Raw genomic sequence first — 15,510 nt, forward strand, 5'->3', positions numbered from 1 at the left:
GGCGAAAGGCCCGCCGGGCCCGACGACCCGGTCGGACCCGGCGAGCCCCGCCCGTCCGGTGGAGGTCCACCGGACGGGACCCGGTCGGGCGCGGCCCTCATCACAGGCTCCCCGCCGCTCCCGACCGGGGGCTCGGCACGCGAGGAGGATCGCTCCTCGCGCGTTCGGTGCCGTACCGTCCGCCGTGGGGGTGGCCGGACGGTACGGCGGTTCGGCCGCGGTCGGGGGCGCGCCCATCGGCAGACGCCCCCGACCGCGGGACAGTGTCCCGGATCAGTTCTCCGGGAAGTGGCAGGCCGCCTCGCGCCCGCCCGCCCCGGCGATCCGCAGCAGCGGACGCTCGGTCCGGCAGATCTCCTGGGCCTTGGGGCAGCGCGGGTGGAAGCTGCACCCGGGCGGCGGCGCGGCCGGGCTCGGCGGGTCGCCGAGCAGCACGATCCGCTCCCGCGCCCGTTCCGCCGCCGGGTCCGGCAGCGGCACCGCGGACAGCAGGGCCTTGGTGTAGGGGTGCGCCGGGTTGCCGTACACCTGGTGCTTGTCGCCGATCTCGACGATCCGGCCGAGGTACATCACCGCGACCCGGTCGCACACGCGCTTGACCACGGAGAGGTCGTGCGCGATGAAGATGTACGCCAGCCCCAGTTCGTCCTGGAGCCGCTCCATCAGGTTGACCACCTGGGCCTGGATGGAGACGTCCAGCGCGGACACCGGCTCGTCGGCGACCACCAGCCGGGGCGAGGTGGCCAGCGAGCGGGCGATGCCGATGCGCTGGGCCTGGCCGCCGGAGAACTCGTGCGGGTAGCGGTCCAGGTGCTCGGGGATGAGGCCGACCAGTTCCATCAGCTCGGCGGCCCGCTTGCGGGCGTCGGCCGCGCTGCTGCCCTGGACGAGCAGCGGCTCGGAGATGATCCGGGCCACCGTCTGCCGGGGGTTGAGCGAGGAGTACGGGTCCTGGAACACCATCTGCAGGTGCTTGCGGTGCGGGCGCAACTGGGCCTGGGTCAGGTCGCCGATCTCGGTGCCGTCGAAGTTCACGGTGCCCGAGGTCGGGTCGATCAGCCGGACGACCATGCGCCCGGTGGTCGACTTGCCGCAGCCGGACTCGCCGACCAGGCCGAGGGTCTCGCCGGCGCCGACGTCGAAGCTGACGCCGTCGACCGCCCGGATCGGGGCGCCGGGCTTGCCGGTGCGGGAGCGGCGGCCGGGGAAGGTCTTCACCAGATCCCGGACCGTGAGCAGGGGTTCGGTCATCCCAGGACTCCTTCCGGCACCAGCGGCAGGTGGCAGGCGGCCTGGTGGCCGGGGGCGAGCGGGCCGAACTCCGGCCGCTCGGACAGGCAGCGGGCGTGCTCCTCGGCGGCGGCGGCGATGGTGCGGGCGCAGCGCGGGGCGAAGGAGCAGCCGGGGGCGGGGGCGATCAGCGACGGCGGGCTGCCGGGGATGGCCCGCAGCGGGGCGTCGTCGGTGTCGTCCAGCCGGGGCAGCGAGTCGAGCAGGCCGCGGGTGTAGGGGTGCGCGGGGGCGGCGAACAGCCGGTCCACGGGAGCCTGTTCGGCGGCGCGGCCGCCGTACATGACGAGCACCTCGTGGGCGACCCGGGCGACCACGCCGAGGTCGTGGGTGATCATCACGACGCCGAGGCCGCGTTGCTCCTGGATCCTGGCGATCAGGTCGAGGATCTGGGCCTGGACGGTGACGTCGAGCGCGGTGGTCGGCTCGTCGGCGATCAGCAGTTCGGGCTCGCAGGCGAGCGCCATGGCGATCATCACGCGCTGGCGCATGCCGCCGGAGAACTGGTGCGGGTACTCGTCGACCCGGCGGGCCGGCTCGGGGATGCCCACCTCGGCGAGCATCTCCACGGCGCGCTGGCGGCCGGCCTTGCGGGACGCCTTGAAGTGCACCCGGTAGTGCTCGGCGATCTGCTCCCCGACCGGGTAGAAGGGGTGCAGGCTGGACAGCGGGTCCTGGAAGATCATGGCGATCCGTCGGCCGCGGACGGCACCGAGCCGCTTCTCGCCCAGGCCGTTGAGCTCCTGGCCGTCGAGCCTGATCGAGCCGTCCACCCGGGCGCCGCGGTGCAGGCCCATGACGGCGAGCGAGGTGACGGACTTGCCGCTGCCGGACTCGCCGACCAGACCGAGGGTCTTCCCGGCCTCGACGGTGAAGTTGATGCCGTCGACGGCCCGGACGGTGCCGCGCGGGGTGTCGAAGGCGACCTTGAGGTCCTCGACCTCCAACAACGACGTCATCAGTACCTCACTCTCGGGTCGACGAAGGCGTAGAGCACGTCGACCAGCAGGTTCGCGACGACGATGAAGAAGGCCGCGAGCAGGGTGACACCGAGGATGACGGGCTGGTCGGAGCGGAGCAGGCCGTCGTAGAAGAGACGGCCGATGCCGGGCAGTCCGAAGATGGACTCGGTGATGACGGCACCGGCCAGCAGGCCGCCGAGGTCCATGCCGAAGATGGTGAGGATCGGTGTCATGCCGGAACGCAGGCCGTGTTTGACGGTGACGGTGAGCGCCGGCATGCCCTTGGCGCGGGCGGTGCGGATGTACGGCTCGGCCATCGCCTCGATCATCGAGGTCCGGCTCTGCCGGGCGTACTGGGCCGCGTAGAGCAGCGCCAGGGCGGTCCACGGCAGCAGCAGGTTGGAGGCCCAGGACACCGGGTTGTCGGTGAGGTTGTGGTACGCGGGGTAGGGCAGCAGTCCGGCGGTCCGCACCACGCCCCAGATCAGCATGATCGAGGTGAAGTAGACCGGCAGCGAGGCGGCGCCGACCGACAGGACGGTGAGGACCTTGTCGACGACGGTGTTCTTGCGCAGCGCCGAGGTGATGCCGGCGCCGAGGCCGAGCAGCAGCCAGAGCACGGCCGAGCCGATCGCGAGCGAGACCGAGACCGGCAGGCGGTCGACCAGCAGGTCCCAGACCGGCAGCGAGTACTCGTAGGAGTAGCCGAGGCAGGGGAAGCCGCAGTGGGTGGCGCTGGCTCCGCTGCCGTAGTCGCGGCCGGCCACGATGCCCAGCAGGTAGACGAAGAACTGCTCCCAGACCGGCTTGTCCAGGCCCATCGCGGCCTTGACCTCGATCAGCCGCTCGGGGCTGCAGGTCTTGCCGCAGGCGGCCGCCGCCGGGTCGTTGGGCAGCAGGTAGAAGATGGTGAAGGTGATGGCGCAGATGGCCAGCAGGATGCCGGCGACGCCGAGCAGCCGGCGCCCGAGGTAGAGGATCACGACCGTCCTCCCTTCGGGTCGAGGATGTCGCGCAGCGCGTCGCCGAGCAGGGTGAAGGCGAGGACGGCGACGAACAGGAAGACCGTCGGGATGAGGAAGTACGTCGGGTCGGTCTCGTAGAAGACGATCGACTCGGCGATCATCTGCCCCCAGGAGGGGGTCGGCGGCCGGACGCCCACGCCGAGGTAGGAGAGCGCGGCCTCGGTGGCGATCATGCCGGGGATCAGCAGCGTGGTGTAGGCGATGATCGGCCCGGAGACGTTGGGCAGGATCTCCCGGGTGAGGATGCGCCAGGACCGGGCGCCGCCGACCTTGGCGGCCTCGACGTACTCGCGGTGCTTGAGCGAAAGGGTCTGGCCGCGCACGACGCGGGCCACGCCGGGCCAGCCGAACAGGCCGATGACCACGGTCATCAGCAGGATCCGGTTGACGTCCCTGGCCACCGACATCATCGCGATCATGAAGATCAGCGACGGGAACGACATCGTGAGGTCCATCAGCCGGGACAGCAGGCTGTCGATGCGGCCGCCGAAGTAGCCGGCCGCGATGCCGGCCAGGGTGCCGGCGACGACGACGACGGCGGTGGCGACGAAGGCGATCAGCAGGGACACCTGGCCGCCGTGGAGGACCCGGGCGAACAGGTCGCGGCCGGTGGCCGGCTCGACGCCGAACCAGTGCCGGGCGCCGACGCCGCCGAAGTCGCCCTTGGGCAGGCCGCCCAGGTAGGCGTCGACGGCGCGCTTGTCGAACTCCTCGGCGTTCCAGCCGCCGAGCGCGCTCAGCGGGCCGGCCAGCACGGCCATCAGGACGAGGAGGAGGACCATGATCAGGCCGAAGCGGGCGGAGCCCTTGGCCCACAGCTGGTCCCAGACCAGCCGCCAGGGCCCGCGCCCGGAGGCTTTCGCGGGGCCCGCCGCCGCGACGGGCGCGGCGGCGGGCTCAGTCGTAGTGGTGCTCATGACGGACGGTTCCTCAGCCCTGGCTCTTGGCGGGGTCCTTGAGGCCGATCGTGGCCATGTCGATCATGCCGGCGTAGCCCGGGGCACCGAAGGCACCGGCCACGTTGGTACCGACCAGCAGCGCGCGGCGCTGCCACATGAGCGGGACGGCCGGGGCCTTCTGCAGCAGCGCCTCGTCCAGCTTCTTCCAGGCCGCGTTGGCCTCGTTCACGTCCGGGAGGGCCGCGATGCGGTCCATCTCGTCCATGGTGGCCTGGTCGCGGAACTGGCTGTAGTTGCCCTGGTTGCCCTTCTCCTTGATGGTGCGGCCGTCGAACAGGAAGGGCAGGAAGGTGGCACCGGACGGGTAGTCCGGGCACCAGCCGTTGATGGTCAGCTCGGGCGCGGCCTTGGCGTCGCCGAGGGTGTCGGTGAACGCCGACGGGTCGACGGTGTTGACGGTGACCTCGATGCCGGCCTTGGACAGCGACTGCTGGATGGCCTCGCCGCGGGTCTTGTCACCGAGCGAGACGGTGAGGCCGACCTTGAGGTCGGTCTTGCCGGCCGCCTTGAGCAGGTCCTTGGCCTTCGCCGGGTCGCCGGCGGCCGGGATCTTCAGCGGGTCGGCCTTGACGCCGCCGGTCAGCGACGGCGGCAGGAAGGAGGTGGCGACGTCGGCGATCGCGGGGCCGCCGAAGGCCGTGACCTGGGCCTCGCGGTCGACCGCCCACATGACGGCCTCGCGGACCTTCGGGTCGTCGAACGGCGCCTTGGAGGTGTTCAGGTAGAGGCTGTCGGTGCAGCCGGTGCGCTCGGCCACCAGGCGGGCCTTGACGTCCGCCTTGGGCAGCACCTTGGCGACCGACTCGGGGCGCATCCAGGGCATCTCGATCGCGGAGGCGTCGGCGCCGTCGCTGGCGATGATGCGGTCGTCGACCTGGCCGCCCTTGAGGCCCTGGGTGACGACGATCCTGTCCGGGTACGCCTTGCGGATCGGGTCCGAGGACGGGTCCCAGTTGGTGTTGCGGACCAGCACCAGCTGCTTGCCGCGGTCGTAGCTCTCGATCTTGTACGGGCCGGAGGAGAACGGCCGCATGTCGTACTGGGTGCCCTTCTCCTGGGCCGGCGGGACCGGCGCGAAGGTGGGCAGGGTCGCGGTGTACGCGAACTCGGCGACCGGCCGCTTGAGGCGGAAGACGATGGTCCTGTCGTCCGGCGTCTCGATGCTCGCCAGGTGCTCACCGGTCAGCGGGCCCTTGTAGTTCTCGCCGCCGGCCAGGTACTGGGCCGCGTAGTCGGGGCCACCGGTGAGGTCCGGGGAGAACGAGCGCTCGACGTTGTACTTGATGTCGGACGACTTGATCGGCGAGCCGTCCTCGTACTTCAGACCGTCCCGCAGCGTGAACGACCAGGTCTTGCCGCCGTCCGAGGGGCGGCCGGTGTCGGTGGCCAGGTCGGGGACGATCTGGTTGCCGGCGTCGCCGGGCTCGGCCTTGAAGGTGACCAGGGTGCGGTAGATCAGCCGGGTGCCGAAGTCCATCTGCGGCAGGGTCCAGTTGCGGGCCGGGTCGAGGTGGGCGAAGTCCTGGTTGGTCAGCACGGTCAGCGTGCCGCCCTTGACCGGGGTGCCGCCCACGATCGTGCCGCTGTCGGCGCCGGGACCCTTGGTGGAGCTGGCGGCGGCGGTGTCGCCGGAGCCGTCGTCGCTCTTGTCCTTGCTTCCGCAGGCGCCGAGCCCGAGGGTGAGTGCCGCCGCGATGGCCGCCGCGAGGGCGGTCTGGGTACGCCTGTTCATATCTGACTCCGCAGTGGGGGGCCCGCCGAGAAGGCCCGTCGTCCAACCCCGGGGGTGGATCCGGGGCCCGGCCGGGAGGGCGACCTCAGGGGGTCTAGCCGCTCCGCGGTGTGACCCGTAACATAGTAATGTGAAATTGCACTGCACAAGAGGTGACGCCACCCGTTACCGACCTGTGTCCGTGCGACCCCCTTCTCCCCCAACTTCGCACCACGCGTTTAGGAGTACCCGGTGACCCTCAGTCAGACCGGCCTGAACACCGGAAGCCACGACCTCCCGGTGTCCGCCGCGCTCAACGCCTTCATGGGCACCTCCTGGGCCCCCACCCCGCTCCCCGCCGACACCCGCGTCCCCGGCTACGCGGTCACCCCCGGGCGGCGCGCCCGGCTCTCCGCGGCCTTCCCCGGCGAACGGCTGATCGTCCCGGCCGGCCGGCTCAAGGTCCGCAGCAACGACGTCGACTACCGCTTCCGCCCGCACAGCGCGTACGCCTGGCTCACCGGCCTCACCGGCGAGGACCAGGTCGGCCACGTGCTCGTCCTGGAGCCGACCGGCCCCGACGGCCACGAGCCCGTCCTCTACCTGCGCCCCCGCTCCCCCCGCGGCGGCGACCCGGTGCGCGGCGCCGAGTTCTTCCGCGACCGCCGCTACGGCGAGTTCTGGGTCGGCCGCCGCCCCGACCTCGACGAGGCCGCCCGGCTCACCGGCGTGCGCGTCGAACACCTCGACGAGCTGGACAAGTTGCTCACCGGCCCCCAGCCCGCCACCCGGGTGCTGACCGGCGTCGACCCCGAGCTCGACACCGCCACCGGCCGCCCCGGCTCCGCCGCGCTCGCCGACGCCGACGGCCTGTTCGCCGCCGTGCTGTCCGAGCTGCGTCTCGTCAAGGACATCTGGGAGGTGGAGCAGCTCCAGCTCTCCGTCGACCACACCGTGCTCGGCTTCGAGGACGTCGTCCGCGCCCTGCCCGCCGCCCTGCGCCACCACCGCGGCGAGCGCTGGATCGAGGGCGTGTTCAACCTCCGCGCCCGCGCCGAGGGCAACGGCATCGGCTACGAGACCATCGCCGCCACCGGCGCCCACGCCTGCGTCCTGCACTGGATCCGCAACGACGGCGCCCTCGACCCCAACGCCCTGCTGCTGCTGGACGCCGGCGTCGAGACCGACACCCTCTACACCGCCGACATCACCCGCACCCTCCCGCTGAGCGGCACCTTCACGCCCGTCCAGCGCCAGGTGTACGAGCTGGTGCTCGCCGCCCAGCAGGCCGGCATCGACACGCTGCGCCCCGGCGCCCGCTTCCGCGACTTCCACAGCGCGGCCGCCCGGGTCATCGCCGAGGGCCTCGCCGACTGGGGCGTGCTGCCCGTCTCCGCCGAGGAGGCGCTCGCCGACGACAACGGCGTCTACCGCCGCTACACCCTCTGCGGCACCGGCCACATGCTCGGCCTCGACGTCCACGACTGCGCCCGGGCCCGGGCCGAGACGTACCTCGACGGGGTCCTGGAGGAGGGCCACGTCCTCACCGTCGAGCCCGGCCTCTACCTCCAGCCCGACGACGAGACCCTCCCCGCCGAGCTGCGCGGCCTCGGTGTCCGGATCGAGGACGACCTGGTCATCACCGCCGACGGCGCCCGGCTGATGTCCGACGCGCTGCCGCGCAGCGTCCCCGCCATCGAGTCCTGGATGGCCGACCTGCTCGGCTGAGCCCGCGGTGCCGGCCCCGCGGCGGCCGGGCCGGCACCGTCGGGGGCCGCGGGGCGCCCCGGGGCCCCCCCCCCCGCCCCCCCCCCCCCCCCCCACCCCGGCCCCCCGCCCCCGGCGGGGCGGGGGGGGGGCGGGGGGGGGGCGGGGCGGCGCCCCCGGGGGGGGGCGGGGCCGCCCGGGGGGGGGGCGGGGGCCCCCGGCCCCCCCCCCCGGCCCCCCCGCGCCTCCTCCCACAACCGGGCCACGATCCCCGCGGCCGGACCGCCGCGCGCCGACCGGTGCCCGGCCCCGGCCCACAGGTGCATCGCCCCGGTGTCACCGCGCCGGACCGCCGCCGCGCGCAGCGGCCCGGTCAGGTGGTGCACCTCCGGGTAGGCGGCGGGCGCGTACGGCCCGTACCGGTCCATGAACGCGTTCCGCAGACCCCGCGCCGGACGCCCGGTGAACGCCCGGGTCACCGCCGTCCCCTCGAACTCCGTCAGCGCCGCCCGGTGCGCCGCCGACGTCCCCGCCTCGTCCGCCCGCAGCAGCGCCGTCCCCAGCTGGACCGCCACCGCCCCGGCCCGCAGCGCGGCCGCGACCGACGCCCCGTCGGCCAGCCCACCCGCCGCGACCAGCGGCAGCCCCGTCACCGACCGCACCGCGGCCAGCAGGGCGAGCAGCGGGACGTCCCCCGGCCGGTCCGCGACCCCGTGGGTGGCCCGGTGCCCGCCCGCCTCCGGACCCTGCACGCACAGCGCGTCCATCCCGACCGCCTCGGCCCGCCGGGCCTCCTCCGGCGTGGTCACCGTGCCCACCTGGAACACCCCCGCCGCCCGCAGCGCCCGCGCCTCCCCGGCGGCGGGCAGCCCGAAGGTGTACGAGACCACCGCGACCGGCGCGGCCAGCAGCGCGGCGATCTTGGCGTCCCAGTCGTCCCGGTCCGGCCCGATCTCCTCCGGCAGCGCGACCCCGTGCCGCTCCGCCTCCGGCCGCAGCCGCTCCCGGTAGGCGGCCACCGCGGCCGGGTCACCGGGCGCGGCCGGCACGAAGAGGTTCACGCCGAACGGACGGTCCGTCACCTTCCGGGTCAGCCCGATCTGTTCGGCCATGGCGGCGGCGCTCCGGTAACCGGCCGCCAGGAAGCCCAGCCCGCCCGCCGCGTTCACCGCGGCCACCAGCTCCGGCGTGCTCGCCCCGCCGGCCATCGGGGCGCCGATCACGGGCACGGCGAGTTCGTCGAGTCGGACGGCCATCCGGGGATCCTCCGATCACAGGGCACACGGGGTCGCCGACCACCCTACGCCCGCCGCTCCCCGCCCCTCCTCGCTCACCCCCCGCGCCGGATCAGCCCCCGCGCCCGCGCCTCCCGCACCGCCGCCGTCCGCGACTCGACGCCCAACTTGGTGTAGATGTGCACCAGATGCGACTTCACCGTGGCCAGGCTCAGATGCAGCCGCCCGCCGATCGCCTGGTTGGTCAGCCCGTCCGCGACCAGCCCCAGCACCTCCGTCTCCCGCGCGCTCAACGCCGCCGCGGGCGTCCGCATCCGCTCCAGCAGCCGGTCCGCGACCGTGGGCGCCAGCGCCGGCCGCCCCGCCGCCGCCGACCGCACCGCCCGGGCCAGTTCCTCCGGCGGCGCGTCCTTCAGCAGGTACCCGGTGGCCCCGGCCTCCAGCGCCGGCAGGGTGTCCGCGTCCGTGTCGTAGGTGGTCACCACCAGGACCCTCGGCGCCCCCGCGCCCCGGGCCGTGATCGCCGCCGTGGCCTGGGCGCCGTTCATCGCCGCCCCCGGCCCGAACTGCAGGTCCATCAGCACCACGTCCACCGCCACCTCGGCCGCCAGCTCCACCGCCTGCTCGGCGGTGGCCGCCTCCGCGACGATCGCGAAGTCCGGCTCGCTCTCCAGGACGGCCCGCAGCCCCGCCCGGACCACCGGGTGGTCGTCGGCGAGCAGCAGGCGGATCACGGCCCCGGTCACGACGGCCCCTCCTTCGCGCCGCCCGCCGCGTCCCCTCCGTCCGCTCCGTCCGCTTCCCCGGGCACCGGGAGCAGCACCGCCAGCGCCGTGCCCTCCCCCGGCGCGGACTCCACCGCGAAGGTCCCGCCCAGCGCCCGCGCCCGGGCCCGCATCGACGGCAGCCCGTAACCGCCTTCCCCGACGTGCCCGCCACCCGCGGCGGCCCGCGTCCGCACGGCCTCCGGGTCGAACCCCGCACCGTCGTCCACCACGTCCAGCGCCACCTCGCCCGCCATGAAGCTGAGCGTCACCTCGGCGTGGCCCGCCCCGGCGTGCCGCACCGCGTTGCCGAGCGCGGACTGCGCGATCCGCAGCAGCGCCACCTCGTGCGGCACCGGCAGCGGGAACCGCTCCCCCGACACGCGCAGCCGCACCGGCAGGCCGCCGCGCGCCGTCGTGGTCGCGCACAGCCGCTCCAGCGCCACCGGCAGGGTGTCGCCCTCCAGCGCCGGTGGGGTGAGCGCGCGCACGAAGCGGCGGGCCTCGTCCAGGTTGTCCTGGGCCGCCCGCCGGGCCTGCTCCACGTACTCGCCGGCGGCCTCGGCCCGCTCCGGCAGCGCGCGCTGCGCGGCCCGCAGCAGCAGCTGGATGCTGGTCAGGCCCTGCGCCAGGGTGTCGTGGATCTCCCGGGCCAGCCGCTCCCGCTCGGCCAGCACCCCGGCCGCGTGGTGGGCGGTCGCGAGGTCGGCGCGGGCGGCCGTCAGCTCGTCGATGAGCCGGCGGCGCTCCTCGCTCTCCCGGTAGAGCGCCTGGTAGCCGAACACGGTCGCGACGGCGAAGGCGGCCCCCAGCAGCGGCCCGATCGCCGGGGCGACGCCGACGGTGTGCTGATGGACGGAGTAGGCGACGATCGCCGCCACGGCGGTGAGCCCGACCGCCGCGACCCCGGACCGCCGACCGAGCAGGTGCAGCTCCAGGAAGTACAGCGGGAACGCCAGCCAGACCCCGTCCGGGGTGGCCACCAGCACACCCGCCCAGGTGACCCCGAGCAACGCCAGCCAGAGCGCGGCGGCCCGGGGGGAGCGGCCGACGGCGCCGATCAGCGGACCGGCCGCGTAGACGGCGGCCATCGCGGCGGCGGCCGCCGTGACCGCCGCCGGGTCGCCGTCGCGCCCGGCCAGCGCCCGGACCACGGCGAGCGCCAGCAGGCCCGCCACCAGCAGGTGCAGACAGACCCGGAGCACGCGGGCGACGGGGGTGGTTCGGGGTCGATCGGTCGCCATCCGTCCAGCCTAGGGTCCGTGCCGCCGACCGGCATCAATCGAAAGGTTGAACTCCGCTTCCGCCCTTCGAAGCCGAGGATCCAATCCCCGGTGCGATGCCCGGGGGACCGCAGGTCGACCACTCTCGTCAGTGTCGCAGTGGATCGGACGGAAGGACTCGCGGTGTTCGTCGCCTGGAGGGATCTGGGGTTCGCCAAGGGGCGGTTCGCCCTGATGGGAACCGTCATCGTGCTGATCACCGTGCTGGTCGGCCTGCTGTCGGGGCTGACCGCCGGACTCGGCCGGCAGAACACCTCGGCCGTCACCGGCCTGCCCGCCGACCACCTGGCCTTCGGCCGCCCCGCCGACGGCCGGAAGCTCTCCTTCACCGACTCCCAGGTCACCCCCGAGCAGTGGCAGGGCTGGGCCCGCACGCCCGGCGTCACCTCGGCGCAGCCGCTCGGCATCGCCACCACGAAGGGGGCCGCCGGACCGCGCACCGCCGCGCTCTCCGTCTTCGGCGTCCCCGACGGCTCCTCGCTCGTACCCCGGGGCGACTCCCTCGTCCCGGGCCGGGCGGTGCTGTCGCGGACCGCCGCCGAGGACCTCGGCGGGCTGCGCCCCGGCGACGCATTCACCGTCGCGGGCCGGCCGCTGACCGTCGCCGCCGTGGCCGGGGACGCCTCCTACAGCCACACCCCGGTGGTGTGGACGACCCTGGCCGACTGGCAGCAGGCCGCCCCCGGCGGGGCCGGGCACGCCACCGCGGTCGCGCTGAGCACCACGGAGGGCGCCGACCTGACCGCCGCCGACACCGCCCTCGGCACCGAGACCCGGAGCCGGACCGACGCGCTGGCCGCGATCGGCTCCTACACCTCGGAGAACGGCTCGCTGCAGTTGATGCGGGGCTTCCTGTTCGCGATCTCGGCGCTGGTGATCGGCGCCTTCTTCACCGTCTGGACGATCCAGCGCGGCGGTGACATCGCCGTCCTGAAGGCGCTCGGCGCCTCCACCCGCTACCTGCTGCGCGACGCGCTCGGGCAGGCCGTCCTGCTGCTGGTCCTGGGCACCGCCCTGGGCACGGCGGTCGCCGTCGGCGTGGGCGCGCTGATCGGCTCCGCCGTCCCGTTCGTCCTGGACGCCCCGACGGTGCTGGTCCCCGCCGCCGTCATGATCGCGCTCGGCGCGGTCGGCGCGGCCCTGTCCGTGCGCCGCATCACCTCCGTCGACCCGCTGACCGCCCTGGGGAGTGCCCGATGACCCTGCACCTCGACCGCGTCACCCTCACCTACCCGGACGGCGACGACCGGCTGACCGCCCTCGACGAGGTGTCGCTGACCGTGCCGAAGGGCACCGTCACCGCCGTGGTGGGCCCGTCCGGCTCCGGCAAGTCCAGCCTGCTCGCGGTCGCCGCGACCCTGATCGCCCCGGACTCCGGGCGGGTGGTGGTGGACGGCACGGACACCGCCGGACTGGACCGGGCCGGACTGACCGCGCTGCGGCGGCACCGGATCGGCATCGTCTTCCAGCAGCCCAACCTGCTGCCCTCACTGACCGCCGCCGAACAGCTCCAGGTGATGGCCCACCTCGACGGCCGCTCCCCGCGCGGCGCACTGCCCCGCGCCCTGGAGCTGCTGGCCGCCGTCGGCCTGCGCGACCTCGCCGGCCGCCGCCCGCACCAGCTCTCCGGAGGTCAGCGCCAGCGGGTCAACATCGCCCGCGCGCTGATGAACGACCCCACCGTGCTCCTGGTCGACGAACCGACCAGCGCCCTCGACCACGAACGCGGCGCCGCCGTGCTCGACCTGCTGACCACCCTCACCCACCGCCGCGCCACCGCGACGGTCCTGGTCACGCACGACCGCACCCACCTGACGGCGGTCGACCAGGTCGCCGAGGTCCAGGACGGCAGACTGACGGTGCCGGCGGCGGTGTGAGCTACTTCTTGGCGGCCAGCACGTCGTCCACCGAGAGCGTCACCGAAGCACCGACCGACTCCGGCAAGCCGAAGGACTGCCCGGGGTGGTGGACGGCGCGCACCCGGTGCTCACCGTCCTGCGGGTCGGTGAGCACCATGACCCGGGCGGGATCGATACCCCGCCCGATCGCGGAGAATTCCCCCGAACGGGTGGTTTGCCCCTACCGGGCGCGCAGGCGCAGGCCGGTGCGGGACTCCTCCTCGGCCGCTTCCTCCTGGCCCTCCGCCCACAGCGAGCGGACGTGGCTGAGGTGGCGGGTCATGCAGGCTTCGGCGGCCGGGGCGTCGCCCGCGATCATCAGGTCCAGCAGCTCCAGGTGCTCCTCCGCCGAGGAGACCAGCTCGCCGCGCTCGGCCAGGCGGTTGAGGCCGTAGAGGCGGGAGCGCTTGCGCAGGTCGCCGACGACCTCGACCAGGCGGGAGTTGCCGGCCAGGCCGAGCAGGTCCAGGTGGAACTGCCGGTCGGCCTCCAGGTAACCGATGAGGTCCTGCTTGCCGGCCGCGACGACGATGGCCTCGGCCTGCGGGCGCAGCGCCTCCAGCTGCTCGGGAGTGGCGGTGCGAGCGACCCGGCCGACGGTCGGGACCTCGATCAGGGCGCGGATCTCGGTGAAGTCGTCGAGGTCCCGCTCGGTGAGCTCGGTGACCCGGAAGCCCTTGTTCCGGACGGCCTCGACCAGGCCCTCGCGGGCCAGATCCAGCATGGCCTCGCGGACGGGGGTGGCGGAGACGCCGAAGTCGGCGGCCAGGGCGGGCGCGGAGTAGACGACCCCGGGGCGCAGCTCGCCGGAGATCAGGGCGGCCCGAAGGGCGTGGGCGACCTGGTCGCGCAGCCGCTCCTGGACGGAGATCAGGGTGCGGGGTTTGAGGTCGGCCATGGTGTTCCTCCGGTGAGTGCAGAACACCAGCGTACAATGTCACGTTACGTTGAGTGTGCAACATTCCGTGATTTCGAACGACCTGTCAGCGCACGGCGTCCATGGTCGGACCCCATCGTGGCAGGAGCGCCGCCCGCTGACAACGGTCGGCGGCCCAACTCCTCGATTCCGGCCCCCTCATTCCCTCCGGAACGACTGGAACGGACGGACCGGTCCGGTCGCACCGGCCCCTCCCCGCCCGGAGGCCCCCGCGGAGGCGGCGCGGGGCGGGAACTCGTCCACCGCGGCGCCGCTCGCCTCCATGAGGGCGGTGGCGTGGAGGTAGGCGGTCAGCGAGGTCCAGAAGCGGTCCATCCGGATCCGGTGGTGGAGCTGCGCCAGCCCCGGGTCGTCGCCCCGGTAGTCGGCGCCGGTGAGCACCTCCAGGTCGGCGCGGTGCCGCCGGAACAGCTCGACCGGGCCGCTGTAGAAGCTGGACGACTCCGGCCGTCCGATGCCGGACGGCGGGACCTGCACCCCGCCGGTGAGGTGCCCGGCGCCGCGCTCGGCGAGCCACCGGGCGACCTCCCGGGCGCGGGCGGGGGTGCCGGTGCCGAGGTCGACCACCACCTTCCCCGCCAGCTCCGGCTCCGCGGCGGCCAGGACGGCGAACACCGCGTCGTAGTCGGCCAGGCTCAGCACGACCAGGTCGTTGGCCGCGAACGCCGCGGCCGCGTCCGGCGCGAGCACGGCGCCCCGGGCGAGCAGCCCGTCGGCCCGGCCCGGGCTGCGGTTCCAGAGCGTCACGGCGTATCCGGCGTCCAGGTAGGCGCCGGCCATCGCCCGGCCCATCGGGCCGAGCCCGACCAAGGTGACGGACGGCCCGTGGCTCTCCCGCCGCTCGCCCTCCTGCCACCCGTCCTGCCGCTGCTCGCTCTCCTGTCGCGCGAGAGACATGGGGATCCCCTCCGAAGATGACTAGAACGAACGCTCTACCCAGAAGGTGAAGCTAGCACAGCACTGGAACGAACGCTCTATCCAATCGATCGGCTAGACTCGCCCCCGTGAAGACCACGACCACCGGCACCCGCGAGCGGATCGTCCGGGCCACCTCCCGGCTGCTCCAGCGCCAGGGGTACGAGGGCACCGGCATCAAGCAGATCTCCCGCGAGGCGGAGGCCACCCTCGGCTCCGTCTACCACTTCTTCCCCGGCGGGAAGCAGGAACTGGCCGCTGCGGCGATCCGCCACGGCGACCAGGAGTTCGCGGAACTGCTGCGCACGGGGCTGGACAGCGCCGCCGACCCCGCCGAGGCCGTCGCCGCCTGCGCCCGGCTGCTCGCCGAGGCCCTACGCGCGTCCGACTGGCAGGACGGCTGCCCGATCACCACCACCGCGCTGGAGACGGTCGGCCGGGCGCCGGTCATCGAGGAGGCCGTCACCGCGGCGTTCGCGCACTGGCGCGCCGTCGTCGAGGAGAAGCTGCACTGCGGCGGTATCGCCCTCAGCGACGCCCGCGAGCTCGCCGCCACCGTCATCAACACCCTGGAGGGCGCCGAGCTCGCCGCCCAGGTCGCCCGGAGCGAGGAGCCGCTCCACCTCACCGGCCGCCACCTCGCCCGGCTGATCGACACCTACCGGCCGCGGACGACACCCACCGTCGTCGCCACCACCACCGCCGCCCCCTGACCGGGACGCAAAAAACGGCCGGCGTGGCGGGGGATCCCTTCCCGCCACGCCGACCGCGACTCCGGCCGGACACATCAACGACCGATCCTCGTCCGAGGTCACGGACTTGGA

The 15,510-nt window shown here is 74.2% G+C and carries 14 protein-coding genes and 1 pseudogene; 4 read left to right on the plus strand and 11 right to left on the minus strand.

Translation table 11 applies throughout. The annotated features are described in order from the left end of the window. Nucleotides 1–273 precede the first annotated feature (273 nt). From ACIQ9P_RS38055 to ACIQ9P_RS38075, 5 genes are read right to left on the minus strand one after another with little or no spacing between them, the layout of a single operon-like run. Nucleotides 274–1,251: an ABC transporter ATP-binding protein gene (locus ACIQ9P_RS38055; protein ID WP_402366758.1), complete on the minus strand. Its 978-nt coding sequence runs from the start codon at nucleotides 1,249–1,251 to the stop codon at nucleotides 274–276. Beyond that, nucleotides 1,248–2,249: an ABC transporter ATP-binding protein gene (locus ACIQ9P_RS38060; protein ID WP_402366760.1), complete on the minus strand. Its 1,002-nt coding sequence runs from the start codon at nucleotides 2,247–2,249 to the stop codon at nucleotides 1,248–1,250. Before ACIQ9P_RS38060 ends, ACIQ9P_RS38055 begins: the two co-directional genes overlap by 4 nt. Further along, nucleotides 2,249–3,235: an ABC transporter permease gene (locus ACIQ9P_RS38065; RefSeq protein ID WP_402366762.1), complete on the minus strand. Its 987-nt coding sequence runs from the start codon at nucleotides 3,233–3,235 to the stop codon at nucleotides 2,249–2,251. Before ACIQ9P_RS38065 ends, ACIQ9P_RS38060 begins: the two co-directional genes overlap by 1 nt. Then, nucleotides 3,232–4,194 carry an ABC transporter permease gene (locus ACIQ9P_RS38070; protein ID WP_402366765.1) on the minus strand — a complete coding sequence of 321 codons (963 nt, stop codon included), beginning with the start codon at nucleotides 4,192–4,194 and terminating at the stop codon, nucleotides 3,232–3,234. Before ACIQ9P_RS38070 ends, ACIQ9P_RS38065 begins: the two co-directional genes overlap by 4 nt. A gap of 13 nt (nucleotides 4,195–4,207) precedes the next feature. Beyond that, nucleotides 4,208–5,968 carry an ABC transporter substrate-binding protein gene (locus ACIQ9P_RS38075; RefSeq protein WP_402366768.1) on the minus strand — a complete coding sequence of 587 codons (1,761 nt, stop codon included), beginning with the start codon at nucleotides 5,966–5,968 and terminating at the stop codon, nucleotides 4,208–4,210. Nucleotides 5,969–6,271: 303 nt separating this feature from the next. Between ACIQ9P_RS38075 and ACIQ9P_RS38080 the strand changes: the two genes are divergently transcribed. Further along, a complete protein-coding gene (locus ACIQ9P_RS38080; RefSeq protein ID WP_402366810.1) occupies nucleotides 6,272–7,675 on the plus strand; it encodes an aminopeptidase P family protein in 1,404 nt (467 codons plus the stop codon). A gap of 239 nt (nucleotides 7,676–7,914) precedes the next feature. On the opposite strand, the pseudogene ACIQ9P_RS38085 reads toward ACIQ9P_RS38080, so the two are convergent. The 3 genes and pseudogenes from ACIQ9P_RS38085 to ACIQ9P_RS38095 all read right to left on the minus strand — a co-directional run. After that, nucleotides 7,915–8,910, minus strand: a pseudogene (locus ACIQ9P_RS38085) (nitronate monooxygenase); the annotation flags it as partial. A 74-nt stretch (nucleotides 8,911–8,984) separates the two neighbouring features. Beyond that, nucleotides 8,985–9,635, minus strand: a complete 651-nt coding sequence (locus tag ACIQ9P_RS38090; protein ID WP_402366770.1) for a response regulator — start codon at nucleotides 9,633–9,635, stop codon at nucleotides 8,985–8,987. Beyond that, on the minus strand, nucleotides 9,632–10,897 hold the full coding sequence (locus ACIQ9P_RS38095) for a sensor histidine kinase (RefSeq protein WP_402366772.1): 1,266 nt from the start codon (nucleotides 10,895–10,897) through the stop codon (nucleotides 9,632–9,634). The genes ACIQ9P_RS38090 and ACIQ9P_RS38095 overlap by 4 nt, the downstream gene beginning before the upstream one ends. A gap of 162 nt (nucleotides 10,898–11,059) precedes the next feature. Here ACIQ9P_RS38095 and ACIQ9P_RS38100 point away from each other — a divergent pair, with 162 nt between their 5' ends. Further along, complete coding sequence (locus tag ACIQ9P_RS38100; protein ID WP_402366774.1) at nucleotides 11,060–12,136, plus strand: ABC transporter permease; 1,077 nt, start codon at nucleotides 11,060–11,062, stop codon at nucleotides 12,134–12,136. Continuing rightward, on the plus strand, nucleotides 12,133–12,813 hold the full coding sequence (locus ACIQ9P_RS38105) for an ABC transporter ATP-binding protein (RefSeq protein ID WP_402366776.1): 681 nt from the start codon (nucleotides 12,133–12,135) through the stop codon (nucleotides 12,811–12,813). Before ACIQ9P_RS38100 ends, ACIQ9P_RS38105 begins: the two co-directional genes overlap by 4 nt. A 1-nt stretch (nucleotide 12,814) precedes the next feature. Here the strand turns inward: ACIQ9P_RS38105 and ACIQ9P_RS38110 are convergent, their stop codons facing one another. From ACIQ9P_RS38110 to ACIQ9P_RS38120, 3 genes are all read right to left on the minus strand, one after another. After that, nucleotides 12,815–12,952, minus strand: a complete 138-nt coding sequence (locus tag ACIQ9P_RS38110; protein WP_402366778.1) for a hypothetical protein — start codon at nucleotides 12,950–12,952, stop codon at nucleotides 12,815–12,817. 63 nt (nucleotides 12,953–13,015) lie between these two features. Continuing rightward, complete coding sequence (locus ACIQ9P_RS38115; protein WP_402366781.1) at nucleotides 13,016–13,732, minus strand: GntR family transcriptional regulator; 717 nt, start codon at nucleotides 13,730–13,732, stop codon at nucleotides 13,016–13,018. A gap of 177 nt (nucleotides 13,733–13,909) precedes the next feature. Further along, nucleotides 13,910–14,668 (minus strand): NAD(P)-dependent oxidoreductase, encoded by a 759-nt coding sequence (locus tag ACIQ9P_RS38120; RefSeq protein WP_402366784.1) that lies wholly within the window; start codon nucleotides 14,666–14,668, stop codon nucleotides 13,910–13,912. A gap of 107 nt (nucleotides 14,669–14,775) precedes the next feature. On the opposite strand from ACIQ9P_RS38120, the gene ACIQ9P_RS38125 reads away from it, so the two are divergent. Then, nucleotides 14,776–15,399: a TetR/AcrR family transcriptional regulator gene (locus tag ACIQ9P_RS38125; RefSeq protein WP_402366786.1), complete on the plus strand. Its 624-nt coding sequence runs from the start codon at nucleotides 14,776–14,778 to the stop codon at nucleotides 15,397–15,399. Nucleotides 15,400–15,510 lie beyond the last annotated feature (111 nt).

Origin of the sequence: Kitasatospora sp. NPDC094019 (genome assembly GCF_044764505.1) — a bacterium.
Taxonomy (GTDB): domain Bacteria; phylum Actinomycetota; class Actinomycetes; order Streptomycetales; family Streptomycetaceae; genus Kitasatospora.